The sequence below is a fragment of the Pseudomonas kilonensis genome (genome assembly GCF_001269885.1).
GTDB lineage: Bacteria > Pseudomonadota > Gammaproteobacteria > Pseudomonadales > Pseudomonadaceae > Aquipseudomonas > Aquipseudomonas kilonensis.
The window spans coordinates 37,861-54,167 of the sequence record NZ_LHVH01000004.1; the positions used below are offsets into that span (position 1 = coordinate 37,861).

14 protein-coding genes and 2 pseudogenes are annotated in these 16,307 nt (G+C 61.2%); 11 read left to right on the top strand and 5 right to left on the bottom strand.

Annotation, left to right across the window (positions count from 1 at the left end; translation table 11 throughout):
- Window positions 1-91: 91 nt before the first annotated feature.
- Complete coding sequence (gene dibA / locus AD662_RS00915) at window positions 92-1,999, top strand: phosphodiesterase DibA (protein WP_053184945.1); 1,908 nt, start codon at window positions 92-94, stop codon at window positions 1,997-1,999.
- Window positions 2,000-2,676: 677 nt separating this feature from the next.
- Here the strand turns inward: dibA and AD662_RS00925 are convergent.
- On the bottom strand, window positions 2,677-3,060 hold the full coding sequence (locus AD662_RS00925) for a DUF6124 family protein (protein ID WP_053177532.1): 384 nt from the start codon (window positions 3,058-3,060) through the stop codon (window positions 2,677-2,679).
- A gap of 481 nt (window positions 3,061-3,541) precedes the next feature.
- On the opposite strand from AD662_RS00925, the gene oscA reads away from it, so the two are divergent.
- The 8 genes from oscA to AD662_RS00965 all read left to right on the top strand — a co-directional run bounded on the left by oscA (window position 3,542) and on the right by AD662_RS00965 (window position 12,077).
- Window positions 3,542-3,724: a sulfur starvation response protein OscA gene (gene oscA, locus AD662_RS00930; protein ID WP_018613250.1), complete on the top strand. Its 183-nt coding sequence runs from the start codon at window positions 3,542-3,544 to the stop codon at window positions 3,722-3,724.
- 133 nt (window positions 3,725-3,857) lie between these two features.
- On the top strand, window positions 3,858-4,871 hold the full coding sequence (locus AD662_RS00935) for a sulfate ABC transporter substrate-binding protein (RefSeq protein WP_018613248.1): 1,014 nt from the start codon (window positions 3,858-3,860) through the stop codon (window positions 4,869-4,871).
- A gap of 177 nt (window positions 4,872-5,048) precedes the next feature.
- Window positions 5,049-5,867 (top strand): sulfate ABC transporter permease subunit CysT, encoded by an 819-nt coding sequence (gene cysT / locus AD662_RS00940; RefSeq protein ID WP_013692011.1) that lies wholly within the window; start codon window positions 5,049-5,051, stop codon window positions 5,865-5,867.
- Between the two features lie 12 nt (window positions 5,868-5,879).
- The gene (gene cysW, locus AD662_RS00945; protein ID WP_003196505.1) at window positions 5,880-6,749 is read left to right on the top strand and encodes a sulfate ABC transporter permease subunit CysW; all 870 of its coding nucleotides are present in this window, start codon (window positions 5,880-5,882) and stop codon (window positions 6,747-6,749) included.
- A 3-nt stretch (window positions 6,750-6,752) separates the two neighbouring features.
- Complete coding sequence (locus AD662_RS00950; protein WP_053177534.1) at window positions 6,753-7,742, top strand: sulfate/molybdate ABC transporter ATP-binding protein; 990 nt, start codon at window positions 6,753-6,755, stop codon at window positions 7,740-7,742.
- Between the two features lie 290 nt (window positions 7,743-8,032).
- A complete protein-coding gene (locus tag AD662_RS00955) occupies window positions 8,033-9,394 on the top strand; it encodes a hypothetical protein (RefSeq protein ID WP_053184950.1) in 1,362 nt (453 codons plus the stop codon).
- Window positions 9,391-9,903, top strand: coding sequence for a hypothetical protein (locus tag AD662_RS00960; protein ID WP_018613240.1), 513 nt, complete (start codon window positions 9,391-9,393; stop codon window positions 9,901-9,903). Before AD662_RS00955 ends, AD662_RS00960 begins: the two co-directional genes overlap by 4 nt.
- Window positions 9,900-12,077, top strand: a complete 2,178-nt coding sequence (locus AD662_RS00965) for a GMC family oxidoreductase (RefSeq protein WP_053184953.1) — start codon at window positions 9,900-9,902, stop codon at window positions 12,075-12,077. Before AD662_RS00960 ends, AD662_RS00965 begins: the two co-directional genes overlap by 4 nt.
- A 169-nt stretch (window positions 12,078-12,246) precedes the next feature.
- On the opposite strand, the gene AD662_RS00970 is transcribed toward AD662_RS00965, so the two are convergent.
- Entirely contained in the window at window positions 12,247-12,771 is a 525-nt protein-coding gene (locus tag AD662_RS00970; protein ID WP_053184956.1) for an Mpo1 family 2-hydroxy fatty acid dioxygenase, read from the bottom strand.
- An 87-nt stretch (window positions 12,772-12,858) separates the two neighbouring features.
- Here AD662_RS00970 and AD662_RS00975 point away from each other — a divergent pair, with 87 nt between their 5' ends.
- Window positions 12,859-13,545 (top strand): Crp/Fnr family transcriptional regulator, encoded by a 687-nt coding sequence (locus AD662_RS00975; RefSeq protein WP_018613235.1) that lies wholly within the window; start codon window positions 12,859-12,861, stop codon window positions 13,543-13,545.
- A 181-nt stretch (window positions 13,546-13,726) separates the two neighbouring features.
- Here AD662_RS00975 and AD662_RS00980 read toward each other — a convergent pair whose 3' ends face one another.
- The gene (locus AD662_RS00980; RefSeq protein ID WP_018613233.1) at window positions 13,727-14,731 is read right to left on the bottom strand and encodes an AraC family transcriptional regulator; all 1,005 of its coding nucleotides are present in this window, start codon (window positions 14,729-14,731) and stop codon (window positions 13,727-13,729) included.
- Between the two features lie 100 nt (window positions 14,732-14,831).
- Here AD662_RS00980 and AD662_RS00985 point away from each other — a divergent pair, with 100 nt between their 5' ends.
- A complete protein-coding gene (locus tag AD662_RS00985) occupies window positions 14,832-15,914 on the top strand; it encodes a fatty acid desaturase (protein ID WP_018613231.1) in 1,083 nt (360 codons plus the stop codon).
- 209 nt (window positions 15,915-16,123) lie between these two features.
- Here the strand turns inward: AD662_RS00985 and AD662_RS30005 are convergent.
- Both AD662_RS30005 and AD662_RS29685 read right to left on the bottom strand, forming a co-directional pair.
- Window positions 16,124-16,225, bottom strand: a pseudogene (locus AD662_RS30005) (hypothetical protein); the annotation flags it as partial.
- A pseudogene (locus AD662_RS29685) lies at window positions 16,211-16,288 on the bottom strand (sigma-70 family RNA polymerase sigma factor); the annotation flags it as partial. The pseudogenes AD662_RS30005 and AD662_RS29685, both read right to left, overlap by 15 nt.
- Window positions 16,289-16,307 lie beyond the last annotated feature (19 nt).

A 16,307-nucleotide genomic window follows, 5' to 3' on the forward strand; every position in this document is an offset into this window, starting at 1 on the left:
ACAGATAAAACCAGTCGGCCTTTCAGATAAGAGTGGCTGAATGTTTCTTCCTCTATAATCCCCACCTCTCTGTAGGGACATGGATGGCCAAATGCCTGCCCATCAACGCAGTGCCATGCGCGTAGCGCTGCTTTACCTTGTGTTGTCAGTCGTCTGGCTGCAGCTGATTGGTTATTTATTGAGCAGTTTCTTCGATCAATTCGCCGACAGACAACGCTGGCTGCTGATCAACGGCTATGCCTGGGTTCTGCTCAGCGCCGGGTTGATCTTCCTGGCGCGGGCGCGGATCTCGCGATTTTTCGCCAAGGGCGAGCACGGCGCCGATCGCGAGCGCCTGCGTCAGGCTGCCGCCGTCTTCGATTGCACCCGCGAAGGGGTGTTGGTGACTGACCGCAACGGCCTGATCGTGCACGTGAACCGGGCCTTCATGGCGATCACCGGTTATGTGCGGGATGAAGTGCTGGGCCAGCGCCCCACCCTGTTCAAGTCCGGTCGCCATGGGCCGGATTTCTATCGCGACATGTTTACCTCCCTGGACAGCCTGGGGGAGTGGAGCGGCGAGATCTGGAATCGGCGTAAAAGCGGTGAGATCTACCCGCAATGGCAGACGATCCGCGTCATTCACGACGACAGCGGCGAGGTCAGCCATTATGTCGCGGTGTTTTCCGACATCAGCGCCATCAAGGATTCCGAGCACGAACTGGCCTACCTGGCCCATCACGACCCGCTGACAGGCTTGCCCAACCGCCTGCTGTTTTCCGATCGCACCGAGCAGGCCCTGGCGTCGGCGCAGTTGCACAAGCGTGGCTGTGCCCTGTTGCTGCTGGACCTGGATCACTTCAAGAACATCAATGACAGCCTGGGTCACAACGTGGGCGATGAATTACTCAAAGGCGTGGCCGAGCGGTTTCGCGGGCTTTTTGCGCCGGGCGTGACCCTGGCCCGGCTCGGGGGCGACGAATTTGCGGTGCTGGTGGAAAACTGCTCGCAGCCAGGCCAGGCAGCGGCGTTGGCCCGGCGCATCCTAGACGCCTTGAAAGAGCCGCTGCGGTTCGATGACCACGCATTGTTCATCAATGCCAGCATCGGCATCAGCCTGTTTCCCGGCGATGCCCTGAGCGCCGGGCAGCTGCTGCGCAATGCCGATTCGGCGTTGTTCAAGGCCAAGAGCGCTGGACGCGACGGCTACGCCTTGTACACCGAAGAACTCACCGCCCACGCCCAGCAGCGGGTCGAGATTGCCTTCGAACTGCGTCGTGCGCTGCAGCAACAGGAGTTGCGTGTTCACTACCAGCCGGTCCACGAGCTGGCGACCAGTCGTCTGATCGGTGTCGAGGCGCTGGTGCGATGGGAGCATCCCACGCGGGGGCTGGTGTCGCCGGCCGAGTTCATCCCCATCGCTGAGCGTACCGGTCTGATTGCCCAGGTCGATGCCTGGGTCATGGACCAGGCCTGCCGGCAGATGTGCCAGTGGCAGCAGGCCGGCGTGGCGCTGTCGTTTGTCGCCGTCAACGTATCGAGTCGGTTGTTTGCCCGTCGCGAGTTGTATGACCAGGTTGCCCAGGTGTTGCATGACACGGGCCTGGATCCGGGTTGCCTGGAACTGGAAGTGACGGAAAGCGCGGTGATGGAAGACCCGGAGGTGGCGCTGGAGCAGATGCATCGCCTGCGGGAGCTGGGCGTGCGCCTGGCCATCGACGATTTTGGCACGGGGTATTCGTCGCTGCTGCGGCTCAAGCGTTTGCCGGTGCAGAAGCTCAAGATTGATCAGGGTTTTGTCGCGGGGTTGCCGTGGGATGAGGATGATGCGGCGATCGTCCGGGTGATCATCGCCCTGGCCCATAGCATGGGGATGCAGGTGCACGCCGAGGGCATCGAGCAGCGTGAGCAGGCGGTATTTTTGCTTGGACAGGCGTGTGAGTTGGGGCAGGGTTACTGGTTTGGCCGGCCCGTGGCGGCGGCGCAGTTGGATTGGGATCGGGCGCCGGTTATTGCTTGATCGTCAGGGGGATTGATGTTGGTCGAGTGCATATCCGTTGCTGCGGTAACGGCTACTGGCGGTTCCGCCCTTACGGCGGGTCACTTTTTTCAGACGCCAAAAAAGTAACCAAAAAGGCTTTGCCCCACCACTCGGCACCTCGCCTAGGCTCGGTGTGCCCTCACTCCGGCATTGCTCCGTGGGCCCGCCGCGAAGGGCCATCCATGGCCCAGCGCGGCTATCCCGGCATCCATGCCGGGATGCCCACTGTGCAATGCCTGCGTTCGGCCAGCGTGGTTAACGGGGCGCCCGAGATCAACGTCCGTCGCGAGGCGGCCTAGTAGCCGACCTGGCTCTCCCGGTCGTACACCCCTCAGATCTGTTTGAGCAGGGCCTGTGGGAGCAAAGCTTGCTCGCGAGGCGGCCTGACAGCCGACCTGGCTCTCCCGGTCGTACATCCGTCAGATCTGTTTGAGCAGGGCCTGTGGGAGCAAAGCTTGCTCGCGAGGCGGCCTGACAGCCGACCTGGTTCTCCCGGTCGTATACCCGTCAGATCTGTTTGAGCAGGAGCTGTGGGAGCAAAGCTTGCTCGCGAGGCGGCCTGATAGCCGACCTATCTCTCCAGCCGTACCCCAATCCAACTGTGGGAGCGAGCCTGCTCGCGATGGCGCCGGTTCAGCTTGCATCAAAGCTATGCGCTACCCCTTGGCCCCAGACGCCGCCATCTCCTTGGTTTCCAAATGATCCAACGCCCGCTCGACCAACAACTGCACCCCATCGGCCATGCGACTGATCGCCAGGGCGACGCAGCGGCGTGAGTCGTCCACGTCGTCAGCCAGGTCGGCGGCGATGGTGCTGATGGAGAGCAGGTCTTCGGAGGCGTTGGCGAGCAGGGTTTCGGTGTCGATGTGGGGGGAAACGATGAAGAGTTGGTTTTTGTCAGGTTCGGGCGGTGAGGCGGGCTTGGGCTTGAGGTAGTAGTCGAGGGCGCGGGTAGCGGCGTCATCGAGCTTTTTTTCTTCCTGCGCTTGGACGCGGGATTTGTGGCCGCTTTGTGGCGGATTCGGTGAATGCTTGACCATATTTTATGTACCAGAGTTGGGGTCGACATCCTTTCGCTTGCATTCGAAGAGGTGGCAACTGTACGTAGGTGTGCAAGACCGGTCCGGTACCGCCGGCAGGCCCGAAGGCCTCCCACGCACAATTGCCATAACGGACGCGAGCATAAAAAAATGCTCGGTCAATAGCCATAAGCAATTGCGTACCAGTCCGGACTTGCACGTCCGTATCACCGTTTTTTGCGATGACGAACCAAGGTTAGCGGTGCAAAACCAGGGTGCCTAGTTCATGCACACCCCTACGTCTTGAAGGAAATCTCCGAGGATTTGGCAGGTAAAAAGCCCCCAATCACCCCTGCCGTAGGACGTCGGCTACTTTATGTAATTTTGGTTATATAAAAATTCTTAAATAGTCTTTTTAAGAATATCCGCCTTTATCTAGTATTGCTCCCACGCCGCAAGCAGTGCCGCCCACTGCCAGGCATTCATTCAAAGGAGCAGCAGCATGAGCGCATCTCTACGTAGCGTTGACGGCCAGGACGAAGCAACCATCTTGCGCGAGATCCAGAGCGCGTTGCGCGATCTACGCTTTGGGGCAGTGGAGATCACCGTGCACAACGCGCAGGTGGTCCAGATCGAGCGCAAGGAAAAATTCCGGCTGCAACAACCCAGTCATAAGTCGTCTTGAAAAAACAAAAGATCGCAGCCTTCGGCAGCTCCTACGGGGGCTGAGTGTAGGAGCTGCCGAAGGCTGCGATCTTTTCTACCCGTCACTCGATATTCAGAAGCCATAAGAAACCAGAATTCCAGGAGCTTTCACCATGTCGTCCATTCGTCGTTATGCCCTGGCCGCGCTGGCCAGTGCTGTTTTTGCCGGTTCCGCCGTCGCCAAGGATTACGAGCTGCTTAACGTGTCCTACGACCCGACGCGTGAGCTTTATCAGGATTACAACGCCGAATTCGCCAGTTTCTGGAAGAAAGCGCACCCGGACGACAGCGTGAAGATCCAGCAGTCCCACGGTGGTTCGGGCAAGCAAGGTCGGGCGGTGATCGATGGTCTGCGGGCCGACGTGGTGACCCTGGCCCTGGCCGGCGACATCGATGAAATCGCCAAGCTGGGCAAGTCCCTGCCGGCGGACTGGCAAACACGCCTGCCGGAAGCCAGCACGCCCTACACGTCCACCATCGTGTTCCTGGTGCGCAAGGGCAACCCCAAGGGCATCAAGGATTGGGGCGACCTGATCAAGAATGACGTGTCGGTCATCACTCCGAATCCGAAGACTTCCGGCGGTGCGCGCTGGAACTTCCTCGCCGCCTGGGCCTACGGCCTGAAGGCCAACGGCGGTGACGAAGCCAAGGCCAAGGAATACGTGCAGGCGCTGTTCAAGCACGTGCCGATCCTCGACACCGGTGCCCGTGGCTCGACGATTACCTTCGTCAACAACGGTCAGGGTGACGTGTTGCTGGCCTGGGAAAACGAAGCCTTCCTGGCGCTGAAAGAGGACGGCGGCGCGGACAAGTTCGACATCGTCGTACCGTCGTTGTCGATTCTCGCCGAACCGCCCGTGGCGGTGGTGGACAAGAACGCCGAGAAGAAGGGCAACCTGGAGATTGCCGAAGCCTACCTCAAGCACTTGTACAGCCCGGCCGGCCAGGAAATCGCCGCGAAAAACTACTATCGCCCGCGTGACAAGGACGTGGCCGCCAAGTACGCCCGGCAATTTCCGAAGGTGGAGCTGGTGACCATCGACAAGGACTTCGGCGGCTGGAAAAGCGCCCAGCCGAAATTCTTCAACGATGGCGGCGTGTTCGACCAGATCTATCAGGCGCAGTAAGCTGAAACAAAGCTAAAGCCAGACACCGAATTTGTGGTGAGGGGATTTTGTGGGAGCAAGGCTTGCCCGCGATGGATGCGATGCGGTCCTTCAGAAACCGAGTCGCCTCTATCGCGGGCAAGCCTTGCTCCCACCCAGTCTTGCTTCCATGTTTAGTGTTTTTAACCAAGGACCTTTATGTCGCGTCGCATATCCCCCGTCATACCCGGCTTCGGGCTGACGCTGGGCTACACCCTGGTGTACCTCAGTCTGATTGTGCTCATACCCCTGGCGGCGATGTTCGTGCATGCCGCCCAACTCACCTGGGAACAGTTCTGGGCGATCATTTCGGCGCCGCGGGTGCTGGCGGCCTTGAAACTCAGTTTCGGCACCGCGCTGTACGCCGCGATCATCAACGGCGTGATCGGTACGCTGTTGGCCTGGGTGCTGGTGCGCTACACCTTTCCCGGCCGCAAGATCATCGACGCGATGATCGACCTACCGTTCGCCCTGCCCACCGCCGTGGCCGGTATTGCCCTGACGGCCTTGTATGCGCCGACCGGCCTGGTCGGCCAGTTCGCCACCGACCTGGGCTTCAAGATCGCCTACACCCCGCTGGGCATCACCCTGGCGCTGACCTTCGTGACGCTGCCGTTCGTGGTGCGCACGGTGCAGCCGGTGCTGGCCGATATTCCCCGTGAAGTCGAAGAAGCCGCCGCTTGCCTCGGCGCCAAGCCATGGCAGGTGTTCCGCCACATCCTCGTGCCGGCGTTGTTGCCGGCCTGGTTGACCGGCTTCGCCCTGGCGTTTGCCCGTGGCGTGGGCGAGTACGGTTCGGTGATTTTCATCGCCGGCAACATGCCGATGAAAACCGAGATCCTGCCGCTGCTGATCATGGTCAAGCTCGACCAATACGACTACACCGGCGCCACCTCCATCGGCGTGCTGATGCTGGTGGTTTCCTTCGTCCTGTTGCTGCTGATCAACCTGTTGCAGCGGCGCATCGAAACCCCATAAGGAGGCGCGAACATGTCCCAATCGTCTATTTCCGCGGCCTCCACCAACGCCGCCCGCCGCGGCAGTGCGACGTCGCGGCGCGTGTTGATCGGTCTTGGTTGGCTGATTTTTGCGCTGTTTCTGCTGTTGCCGCTGTTCATCGTGGTATCCCAGGGCCTGAAGCTCGGGCTGGGGGCGTTCTTCACGGCGATCTTTGAACCCGACGCACTGTCGGCGTTGAAACTCACGGTGGTTGCGGTGCTGATCTCGGTGCCGCTGAACCTGGTGTTCGGCGTCAGTGCCGCGTGGTGCGTGAGCAAATATTCATTCCGTGGCAAGAGCATGCTGGTGACGCTGATCGACCTGCCGTTCTCGGTGTCGCCGGTGATCGCCGGTCTTGTCTACGTGCTGATGTTCGGCGCCCAGGGCCTGTTCGGGCCGTGGCTGTCGGATCACGACATCCAGATCGTGTTCGCGCTGCCGGGCATCGTCCTGGCGACCATCTTCGTCACCGTACCGTTCGTGGCCCGTGAGCTGATCCCGCTGATGCAGGAACAAGGCACCCAGGAAGAAGAGGCCGCGCGCCTGCTCGGCGCCAATGGCTGGCAGATGTTCTGGCATGTCACTGTGCCGAACATCAAGTGGGGCCTGATCTATGGCGTGGTGCTGTGTACCGCCCGGGCCATGGGCGAGTTCGGCGCGGTGTCGGTGGTGTCCGGGCACATTCGCGGGGTGACCAACACCCTGCCGCTGCACGTCGAGATCCTCTACAACGAATACAACCACGTGGCCGCGTTCGCTGTGGCGAGCCTGTTGCTGATCCTGGCGCTCTTCATCCTGCTGCTCAAGCAGTGGAGCGAAAACCGAATCAACCGCCTGCGCGCCAGCGCCGCGGAGGAATAAGTCATGTCGATCGAAGTCCGTAACGTCAGCAAGAATTTCAACGCGTTCAGGGCCCTGGACGAGATCAGCCTGGATATCCAGAGCGGCGAGCTGGTGGCGCTGCTGGGCCCGTCGGGCTGCGGCAAGACCACTCTGCTGCGGATCATCGCCGGCCTCGAGACCCCGGACCAAGGCAGCATCGTGTTCCACGGCGAGGACGTGTCCGGCCACGACGTGCGCGATCGCAACGTCGGTTTCGTGTTCCAGCACTACGCCTTGTTCCGACACATGACGGTGTTCGACAACGTGGCCTTCGGCTTGCGCATGAAGCCCAAGCACCAGCGTCCGAACGAAAGCCAGATCGCGACCAAGGTCCACGAACTGCTGAACATGGTGCAACTGGATTGGCTCGCCGACCGTTACCCGGAGCAGCTGTCCGGCGGCCAGCGCCAGCGCATCGCCCTGGCCCGCGCCCTGGCGGTGGAGCCCAAGGTGTTGCTGCTGGACGAACCGTTCGGTGCCCTCGATGCCAAGGTCCGCAAGGAACTGCGCCGCTGGCTGGCGCGGCTGCACGAGGACATCAACCTGACCTCGGTGTTCGTGACCCATGACCAGGAAGAGGCCATGGAAGTCGCTGATCGGATCGTGGTGATGAACAAAGGCGTGATCGAGCAGATCGGCTCGCCGGGCGATGTCTACGAAAACCCGGCCAGCGACTTTGTGTATCACTTCCTCGGCGACTCGAACCGCCTGCACTTGGGTGAGGACCGGCATGTGCTGTTCCGCCCTCACGAAGTCTCGCTGTCGCGCTCGGAGCTGGAAGACCACCACGCCGCCGAAGTGCGCGACATCCGTCCGCTCGGCGCCACCACTCGGGTGACCCTGAAGGTGGAAGGCCAGAGCGAGCTGATCGAAGCGGAAGTGGTGAAGGACCATGACAGCCTGGTGGGGTTGGCGAAGGGCGAGACGCTGTTCTTCAAGCCCAAGGTCTGGCAGAAGGTCTCAAACCTTTAAAAGCAAAAGCATCGCGAGCAGGCTCGCTCCCACAGTAGAACTTCAGTGAACACTCTATCTGTGTACATATGGAGGTCCATTGTGGGAGCGAGCCTGCTCGCGATGGCGCCCTCACTGACACCTCGAGCCGAATCCGAATAACCCTGCCCAACCTTGCTTCGATTGGTTCTACGCCAACACCTTTTCCCCGCCCAAACCCTACCTAGACTCTGACAGGCCAGGAGGCAAGTGAGAGTCCATGACGGACCGGTGTTATCTCTCCTGGCGCCCTGATGCCAAGGAGAGAAAACATGAGAGTGGAAGTCAGTCGGCATGGCCCGCTTGGCTGTGCATTGTTAGGCGTCTTGCTGGCTCCGGCCGCCAGCGCCGCCCCTTCGTTGTCCCCCCAGATACCCTTCGATGTCACCGTGACCACCCCGGTTTCACTGGTCAGCCTGCAAGCCAATTTCGATGAGCTGTCGTGGCAGACCTTTATTGCCCTGAACTGGCCAGCGCTGGACAACGGCGACCCCAATACCGGCACCTCCATCGGCAAGCAGGATGGCGCCACGGTGTGGGAAAGCTGGAAAGAGAGCTACCAGATTTTCCGCGCCAAGGGCCAGGCCCCGCTGCCCTGGAACGCCCCGGCGACCCTGCCTGAAGCGTGCAAGTCGCTCAAGCCCGGTCGCTTGTTGCAGCAAATGGGCAAGGTGCCCGATGTGCTGGATGAATTTATCCAGCCCTTCGAGAGCGGCCCGTTGGTGGACCAGAACGGCACCTACACGCGCAACGAAATCGTGGTCAACCAATCGATGTTCAACGGGATCGTCGATAACGGCCTGTACAGCATCGAAGGCCAGCAGAAATTTTTTGCCGCCAATGCGAACAACACCGTGGCGTTCAGTTGTGGCTCCACCAAAACCCAACAGGTCGGTGCGGTGATGGTGAAGGCGTCGTGGAAAGTGCTGGGCCCCCACGACAATCGGCAGGATTTTCACACCGTCGACGCGCTGGTCTACACCCCAGGGAACAACGACCCCAGCCATGGGCCGATTGTCGCGGAGTCGTGCGTGTCCGAGCCGGTCGGGTTGGTGGGGTTGCACATGGTCCATAAGACCACCAGCGCGGCGCAATGGGTCTGGTCAACCTTTGAGCATGTAAAAAACGTGCCGGAAAAAACCACGCCCGTTGCCCTGCGGACGGGGCCTTATCTGTTCTACAACGCAGCCAGCACAAGCGACATCAACCAGCCGCCGCCACGGCCATGGAACCCAGCGGTCAAGGCTACTCCCTCGCAGATCGTGCGCGACGTGCCGCTCACCGAGGCCACCAGAAAACTGAACGCTACGTATCAAGAGCTGTTGCGTAAGGTGAACCCGCAGAGCGTCTGGGCGAACTATCAACTGATCAGTACTCAGTGGCCCTCGGACCCACCCAAGAACTGCCAGATATCGGCCGCCAACCCGCTGGGCAGTCCGGCGCCGTTGTTCCTGGCCAACGCCACGCTGGAGACCTACATCCAGGGCACCGTGCCCCAGGCGTCTTCCAGTTGCATGGCGTGCCACGGCAATGCGGCCACCCATGTCACCGAATCGGCACGCACCAGCTTTGCGGATTTCACCTATTTGCTCGAACGCGCACAGTCCACCAGTGGACAAGGAGCCAAGCAATGAGCAGCAATCTGGATAATTTCGTAGGCCTGTCATCGGCCCTGATTGGCATCTCGGCCGATCGTCTGGCACCGCAGATCGACCAGGTCGGTTTGCCGCCGATCTTTCTCGATTACGTCACTGCGCGAGTTCCTTCCGATGTGCTCAACGCGCTCTTGACTCAATACGCCACGCTGGCGGCGGACCATGTACCGTCCGACCAGATCGCCCAGCAGATACTGAAGTTCAACATGCAACCGACGATTCCACACACCGTGCTACTTGCGCGCTCGATCATGAAATTGTGGTTGTTGGGCGTCTGGTATCAACCGTTCGATATGGCGCCTTTCAAGAAAGATGATTCGGCGGTGGTGTCCGATCAGGCCTACGTCAACAGCTGGGCCTGGAAGATCGCCCAGGCCCACCCGATGGGCTACAGCGAATCGTTTTTTGGGTATTGGAACAGCGCGCCCTCCAGCCTTGAAGATTTGACCGGCGTATCCGCTAACGGACAGCAAGGAGCGTTGTCATGAGTACCGAAAAAGCCGAAGTGGTGATCGTTGGCGCAGGTCTGGCCGGTAGCATCATTGCCTATCAGTTGGGCATGGCCGGTATTGATGTGCTGGTACTCGAGTCGGGGCCGGAGATACCGGTCAATCGTGCCCAGTATCTGGAGCGTTTTTATACCGCGACACTGAAAACCCCTGAGTCCCCTTATCCCCCAAGCACGACACTGGACCCACATCTCAAGGGGCCGGCCGAACTGAACGCGCCACGGGCGACCATTGCCGATCTGCTCAATGGTAATTGGAACAATCCGGCGGTCAGCTACTTGGTACAAAAAGGCCCGCTGCCCTTTACGAGCACTTACGAACGGGTGGGTGGCGGCACGACATGGCATTGGGTCGGAACCTGCCTGCGCATGGTGCCGAACGATTTTCGCCTGCGGTCCAAGTATGGCGTCGGGGTGGATTGGCCGATCGGTTATGACGATCTGCAAAGCGCCTATTGCCGGGCGGAAGCGGAAATCGGCGTGTCGGCCAACGTCGCCGACCAAGCCTATCTGGGCATGACCTTTCCTGAGGGTTATGCATTCCCGATGCGCAGCATTCCGTTGTCGCTGGTCGATGGCAGCTTTGTCACGGCTGTCACGGGGAAGACGTTCGATAGCTTGCCGCTGGTGGTCAGCCCGACGCCGGCCGGGCGCAACTCTCAACCTTATGCCGGTCGCCGGGTATGCGCCGGCAATACCAACTGCACGCCGATCTGCCCAATCCAGGCCAAGTACGACGCCACCGTGACCATGAACAAAGCGTTGAACACTGGCAAGGTCCGAGTGCTTTATCGAACCGTGGCCAGCAAAGTAACCGTGGGCACTGACAGCAATATCAATGGCATCGAGTTCAAGCAGTATCAATTGGAAGATGGCCCCGTTACTGGGACCGGTGTGGCAATAGGACAACGTTATGTGATCGCCGCCCATGCGATCGAAACACCGAAGCTGCTACTGCACTCCGGCGTGGCCAACAGCAGCGGGCAAGTGGGTCGCGGCCTGGCTGACCATCCCATTTATCTGGCGTGGGGGTTGATGCCCGAGGGCAAGGCGATTTTCCCCTACCGGGGACCGCTATCGACGGCCGGCATCGAAAGCCTGCGCGACGGTGCCTTTCGCAGCGATCGTGCGGCGTGGCGTATCGAGATTGGCAACGAAGGTTGGAACTGGCCGGCCGGTGATCCCTACACCACGGTCGCCGACTTTATCGACGGGAAGAACAATGGCGGCGCCAACCCGAGCAATAAATTGCTATCCGGAACGGCGTTGGTACATAAGCTCAACGACGTCTTCACCCGCCAGTTCCGGATCGGTTTCCTGGTCGAGCAGGTCGAGGACGACCCCGACCACGCGAAATGCTACATCGTGCCCTCGACCGAATACACGGACCGGCTCGGTATCCCTCGGCCGGAAATCCACTACGACCTGTCCAAGTACACCATGAAGGGTTTCCAGCAGGCGAAAATACTGGCGACGCACATCATCGAGGACCTGCTCGGTGCCCAGGAGTTGACGGACATCATCGCACCTGGATGTTTTACTTACGACAAGGTGCCCTACAGCTTCCAGGGCGCCGGTCACCTGATGGGGACTTACCGCATGGGCGATGACCCCAAAAAGTCGGTCGTGGATAAATACCAGCGCAGTTGGGACCACAAGAACCTGTTCCTGGTGGGCGACGGTGTCTTCCCCAGCACCGGCACCTCGAACCCGAGCCTGACGATTGCGGCGCTGTCGTTCCAGGCCGGGGATACGCTGGCCAATGACCTGCGGGTGGTGACGATGCAGGTCCAATCCAACATCGCCTGGCAGGGCACCGGCGTGCTGGTCAACGGGTTGGTACCGCGCCTGGTGCGCTACGTCAGCGGGCTATGGTGTGCCAGTCCGCAGGGCGGCAATGTCGATGGAAATGGCGGTTCGAGGCACATCGACTACAGCAGCTATGCCTTGCCCGGTGCCGCCGAAGGTGCCTTGATCGGTCGCGTGGGCGATGGTGGCAAGCCGTTCCTGGTGGGGGATCTGGGGCAGGTTCCGGGCGACCAGCAAGGCGAACTGCAACTGTGCATCAACGATGACCTGACCGGGCAGTACGGGTCTGGCTTGAAAGATAACACCGGCGCGCTGACGATACGGGTCGAGTTTGGTGCGCTGTAACTTGAGCGCTAAGGCCTAACTTTTGTGGGAGCGGGCTTGTGGGAGCAAGGCTTGCCCGCGATGCAAACACCTCGGTGTAGCTGATCGACCGAGGCGATGCCATCGCGGGCAAGCCTTGCTCCCACAGGTTCGCTCCAACAAGGGGGGCAGGCGGGGTATTGCGTTGTTTTCAGGCGGCCGAGCGCTGGTTGCGCAAGGCTACCGGACCGGCGCGCTCTTCGATGGCTCGCTTCAGTTCGCCGCGAAGCCCCAGCAGGAAGCCCGCTTCCACCACCACAAACAGCGGCCCGACAATCAGCCCGGTGAGGTCGTCGACGAACGCCGGCTTGCGGCCTTCGTAGTAGTGGCCGACAAACTGGATCACCCAGCCCACCACGAACATCCCCAGGCCACTGCCCAGCCACACCAGGGTACTTTGCGCGGCGAGCACCTGGCCCAGCCAGACCGCCAGGCCCAGCAGCACCGTCATCAGCGCCCCCAGGCGCAACTCCAGGCGCAGGTAGAACCAGGCACTGGCCACCGCTACCAGCAGCGCTGGCGACACCAGGACCGCGCCCACTGGCCAACCTGGGCGTGACAGCAGCACGGCGACGGCAACGAAGATCAGCGGGATACCGATGAAATGGCTGGCGATGTTGCGCGGGTCGCGGTGATAGGCAGCGTATTGACTGAGATGATCGACGAGGCTTTTCATTGTTGTTCCTCCTGAGGTGATGCCTGCATGATGCCCAGGTACCACAAGGCGTTCTGTCAGTTAGCCGACACTTGTCCCGGAGTTTCCATGAATTCGCATCCCTGGCACTCACACCTGATGGCCAGCCACTGGTACAGCCATCTGCCTGCTGAGTTACAGAATAGTCTGCTGGGCATGGCGCGGGTGCGCCGCCTGCCGCCGGGGCATCGGCTGTTCCAGCGCGGCGACCCACCGTGTGGGCTGTATGCCGTGCTGGAAGGCGCGGTGCGCGTCGGTGCGGTGAACGAACAGGGCAAGGAGGCATTGCTGAGCGTGGTGGAGGCGCCCCACTGGTTCGGTGAAATCTGCCTGTTCGATGGCCAGCCGCGCACTCATGATGCGGTGGTTGTCGGTCAATGTACGCTGCTGCATGTGCCCCAGGCGCCGTTGCTGGCATTGCTGCAAGAGCAGCCGATCTACTGGCGGCACCTGGCATTGTTGATGAGCCACAAACTGCGCCTGACCTTCATCAACCTCGAACACCTGAGCCTGATGCCCGCCCCGGCCCGCGTGGCCCACCGCCTGCTGCTGATCGCCGAAGGCTACGGCGAAATCGAACCGCCGCGGCGGGTCCTGCAACTGCCCCAGGAACAACTGGCGCTGATGCTCGCGCTGTCACGCCAGACCACCAACCAGATCCTCAAGGACCTGCAGGCCCAGGGCATCCTGCACCTGGGTTACGGCGAGATCGAAATCCTCGACATCGAGCGGTTGCGGGCCCTGACCACAACCTGAGGTCCGGCCCAGTATCTGTGGGAGCGGGCTTGCTCGCGAAAGCGGTGGGTCTGTTGGCTGGGATGTTGACTGTGCTGCCGTCTTCGCGAGCAAGCCCGCTCCCACAGAATTTGTGTGCACCCCGGATAAAATGTGGGAGCGAGCTTGCTCGCGATAGGGCCAGCCCAGGCACCGCAAGCCCCTAGCGCAACCCATCCCGAAACTGCCCCGGCGTCATCCCGGTCCAGCGCTTGAATGCGCGGCTGAAGCTGCTGGCATCGGCAAAACCCAACAGATAGCTGACTTCGCTCAGCGAGCAGTTTGGATCCCGCAGGTGCAGCAGCGCCAGATTCTCCCGGCACTCGTTGAGCAGTGTGTCGAAGCGGCAGCCTTCGTCGGCCAGGTGCCGTTGCAGGCTGCGCAGGCTCAGGTGCATGGCCTGGGCGATGCGTTCGGCGCTGGGCTCGCCTTCGGGCAGTTGGGCCTCGATGGCCGCGCGTACCTTGCGTTCCCAGGTCAGTGGCTTGAGCTGGGCGAGGGTGCGTTCGAGCACCGTTTCGTTGTGTTCGGCCAGTTCCGGGTTGGCGTCGTCCAGGTGGCTGTCGAAGTCGCTGAGGTTGAACTCCAGGCAATCCTGGTCGGCGCCGAAATGCACCGGCGAGCGGAACACCTTGTGCCAGGGGCTGGGGTCCGCCGGTTCCGGGCGCCGCAGGTACACCGCCAGCGGTGCGTAATCACGGCCGAGGCGGTTGCGACAGGTGCGCACGTAAATCGCCGTGAACGCGTCGATGGCTTCGAAGGCTGGCGCCGGTCGGCCCGGCGGCACCTCGAGACTGAAGCGGTAGCGGTCTTCGCCCCGGTTCAATTGCAGGGTCAGCGCATCGCTGACCACCGGGTGATAGCGCACGATCCGCTCGAACACTTCCCGCAGGCTGCCGCTGGCCACCAAGGCATAACCCAGCGCGTGAAACGTGGTGGGGCTGACAAAGCGCGACACCCGCAGGCCAATGGCCGGGTCGCCGCTGGCCTGTACGGCCAATGCCCACAAACGCGTGGTGGCCGACAGCGGGTAACGGGCGTTCGGGTCGTCCATCCATTGCGGGTCGAGGCCGGCTTCTACGCACAAGGCATGGCTGTCCAGGCCCAGCGCATCGAGCTGTTTGCGCAGGGCGCGGGTCCAGCTGGCGAGGGAGGTCGGTTCAGTCATGACGATTGGCGCTTGCGGTCAACAGGTTGGCGTTTACGGCTACCACCCCAGGGGACAACGCCCGGCAGGATGAGCACATCTCTAACAGAGGATGTAAGCCATGCACGGCACTTGCGCAAGCCCCGAGCGATTGAATGCACAACAACGATCGGCCCAGATTCGCCAGGTGGTCCTGGCCCGGGGCGAAGAATTGCGCCAGCGCTATCCGATCCTGCGTCACCAGGACGCGTTGGGCGCGGGCATCCTGGCGGTCGCCCTGGTCGGGATGATCGGTTCGGCGCTGCTCTACATCAACGGTTACCTGGCCGGGTGGGCGTGCCTGTTGCTCAACGCGTTTTTCGCGTCCCTGACCCACGAGCTGGAACACGACCTGATCCACAGCATGTATTTTCGCAAGCAGCGCCTGCCCCACAACCTGATGATGGGGTTGGTCTGGCTGGCGCGGCCGAGCACCATCAACCCGTGGATCCGCCGCCACCTGCACCTCAACCATCACAAGGTGTCCGGCAGCGAAGCCGACATGGAGGAGCGGGCCATCACCAACGGCGAACCCTGGGGGCTGGCGCGGTTGCTGATGGTCGGCGATAACGTGATGTCGGCCTTCATCCGCCTGCTGCGGGCCAAGACCTGGACGCACAAGCGCAGCATTCTCAAGCGCACGCTGAAGGTGTATTTCCCGCTGGCGTTGCTGCATTGGGGCGCCTGGTATGTGTTTCTCGGTTTTCATGGGGCCAACGGCATCGCCAGTCTGCTGGGGACTTCAATTGACTGGTCGGCCACCACACTGGCGACGATGCAGGTAATCGACATCGCCGCGGTGGTGATCATCGGGCCGAACGTGTTGCGCACCTTTTGCCTGCATTTTGTCAGCTCGAACATGCACTACTACGGCGACATCGAGCCGGGCAATGTGATCCAGCAGACCCAGGTGCTCAACCCTTGGTGGTTGTGGCCGTTGCAGGCGTTCTGCTTCAACTTCGGCAGCAGCCATGGCATTCATCATTTCGTGGTGAAGGAGCCGTTCTACATTCGCCAACTGACGGTGCCGGTGGCCCACCAAGTGATGCGGGAGATGGGTGTGCGGTTCAATGATTTCGGTACGTTTGGCCGGGCGAATCGGTTTGTGCGGGAAGAGGGTGTGGTGCGGGAGGAAACTCCCGCCGGGCCTGCAGGAGCTGTGTAGGAGCTGACGAGTGCAACGAGGCTGCGATCTTTCCCCAGCCAATTGAGTCCAGAGCGAAAGATCAAGATCAAAAGATCGCAGGCTTCGCCAGCTCCTACAGAGCCCAGCGGGAGCAAGCTCCCTCGCCACAGAGAATGAGTTAAGGCCGGGAACAGGTTAGAACTGATAGCTCACCGTCACCGAGGCATCGGCCCAGCCGTAGCCGACATATAGTCGGCCCCCATCAGCACGGTGTGCTTGGTCGCGCCGGTAAAAAATTCGGCTTGCAGCATGTTGTCGACGATGAAGGAGTGGAGCCTTTCTTCGGCACCAGGGGTTTCGGCGTCCGGCAGGTGAGCTATGGTTTTGAGGTAGGCGCGTTCGATTTCTTCTCGCCACTAATGGTCGATGGTC

Excerpts from the sequence above, each read along its gene's own strand:
- AD662_RS00950 (WP_053177534.1), top strand. The coding sequence starts at position 6,753 with ATGTCGATCGAAGTCCGTAACGTCAGCAAGAATTTCAACGCGTTCAGG.
- AD662_RS00985 (WP_018613231.1), top strand. The coding sequence starts at position 14,832 with ATGCACGGCACTTGCGCAAGCCCCGAGCGATTGAATGCACAACAACGA.
- AD662_RS00980 (WP_018613233.1), bottom strand. The coding sequence starts at position 14,731 with ATGACTGAACCGACCTCCCTCGCCAGCTGGACCCGCGCCCTGCGCAAA.
- AD662_RS00970 (WP_053184956.1), bottom strand. The coding sequence starts at position 12,771 with ATGAAAAGCCTCGTCGATCATCTCAGTCAATACGCTGCCTATCACCGC.
- AD662_RS00925 (WP_053177532.1), bottom strand. The coding sequence starts at position 3,060 with ATGGTCAAGCATTCACCGAATCCGCCACAAAGCGGCCACAAATCCCGC.
- AD662_RS00960 (WP_018613240.1), top strand. The coding sequence starts at position 9,391 with ATGAGCAGCAATCTGGATAATTTCGTAGGCCTGTCATCGGCCCTGATT.
- AD662_RS00975 (WP_018613235.1), top strand. The coding sequence starts at position 12,859 with ATGAATTCGCATCCCTGGCACTCACACCTGATGGCCAGCCACTGGTAC.
- AD662_RS00965 (WP_053184953.1), top strand. The coding sequence starts at position 9,900 with ATGAGTACCGAAAAAGCCGAAGTGGTGATCGTTGGCGCAGGTCTGGCC.
- cysW (WP_003196505.1), top strand. The coding sequence starts at position 5,880 with ATGTCCCAATCGTCTATTTCCGCGGCCTCCACCAACGCCGCCCGCCGC.
- AD662_RS00935 (WP_018613248.1), top strand. The coding sequence starts at position 3,858 with ATGTCGTCCATTCGTCGTTATGCCCTGGCCGCGCTGGCCAGTGCTGTT.
- cysT (WP_013692011.1), top strand. The coding sequence starts at position 5,049 with ATGTCGCGTCGCATATCCCCCGTCATACCCGGCTTCGGGCTGACGCTG.
- AD662_RS00955 (WP_053184950.1), top strand. The coding sequence starts at position 8,033 with ATGAGAGTGGAAGTCAGTCGGCATGGCCCGCTTGGCTGTGCATTGTTA.
- dibA (WP_053184945.1), top strand. The coding sequence starts at position 92 with ATGCCTGCCCATCAACGCAGTGCCATGCGCGTAGCGCTGCTTTACCTT.
- oscA (WP_018613250.1), top strand. The coding sequence starts at position 3,542 with ATGAGCGCATCTCTACGTAGCGTTGACGGCCAGGACGAAGCAACCATC.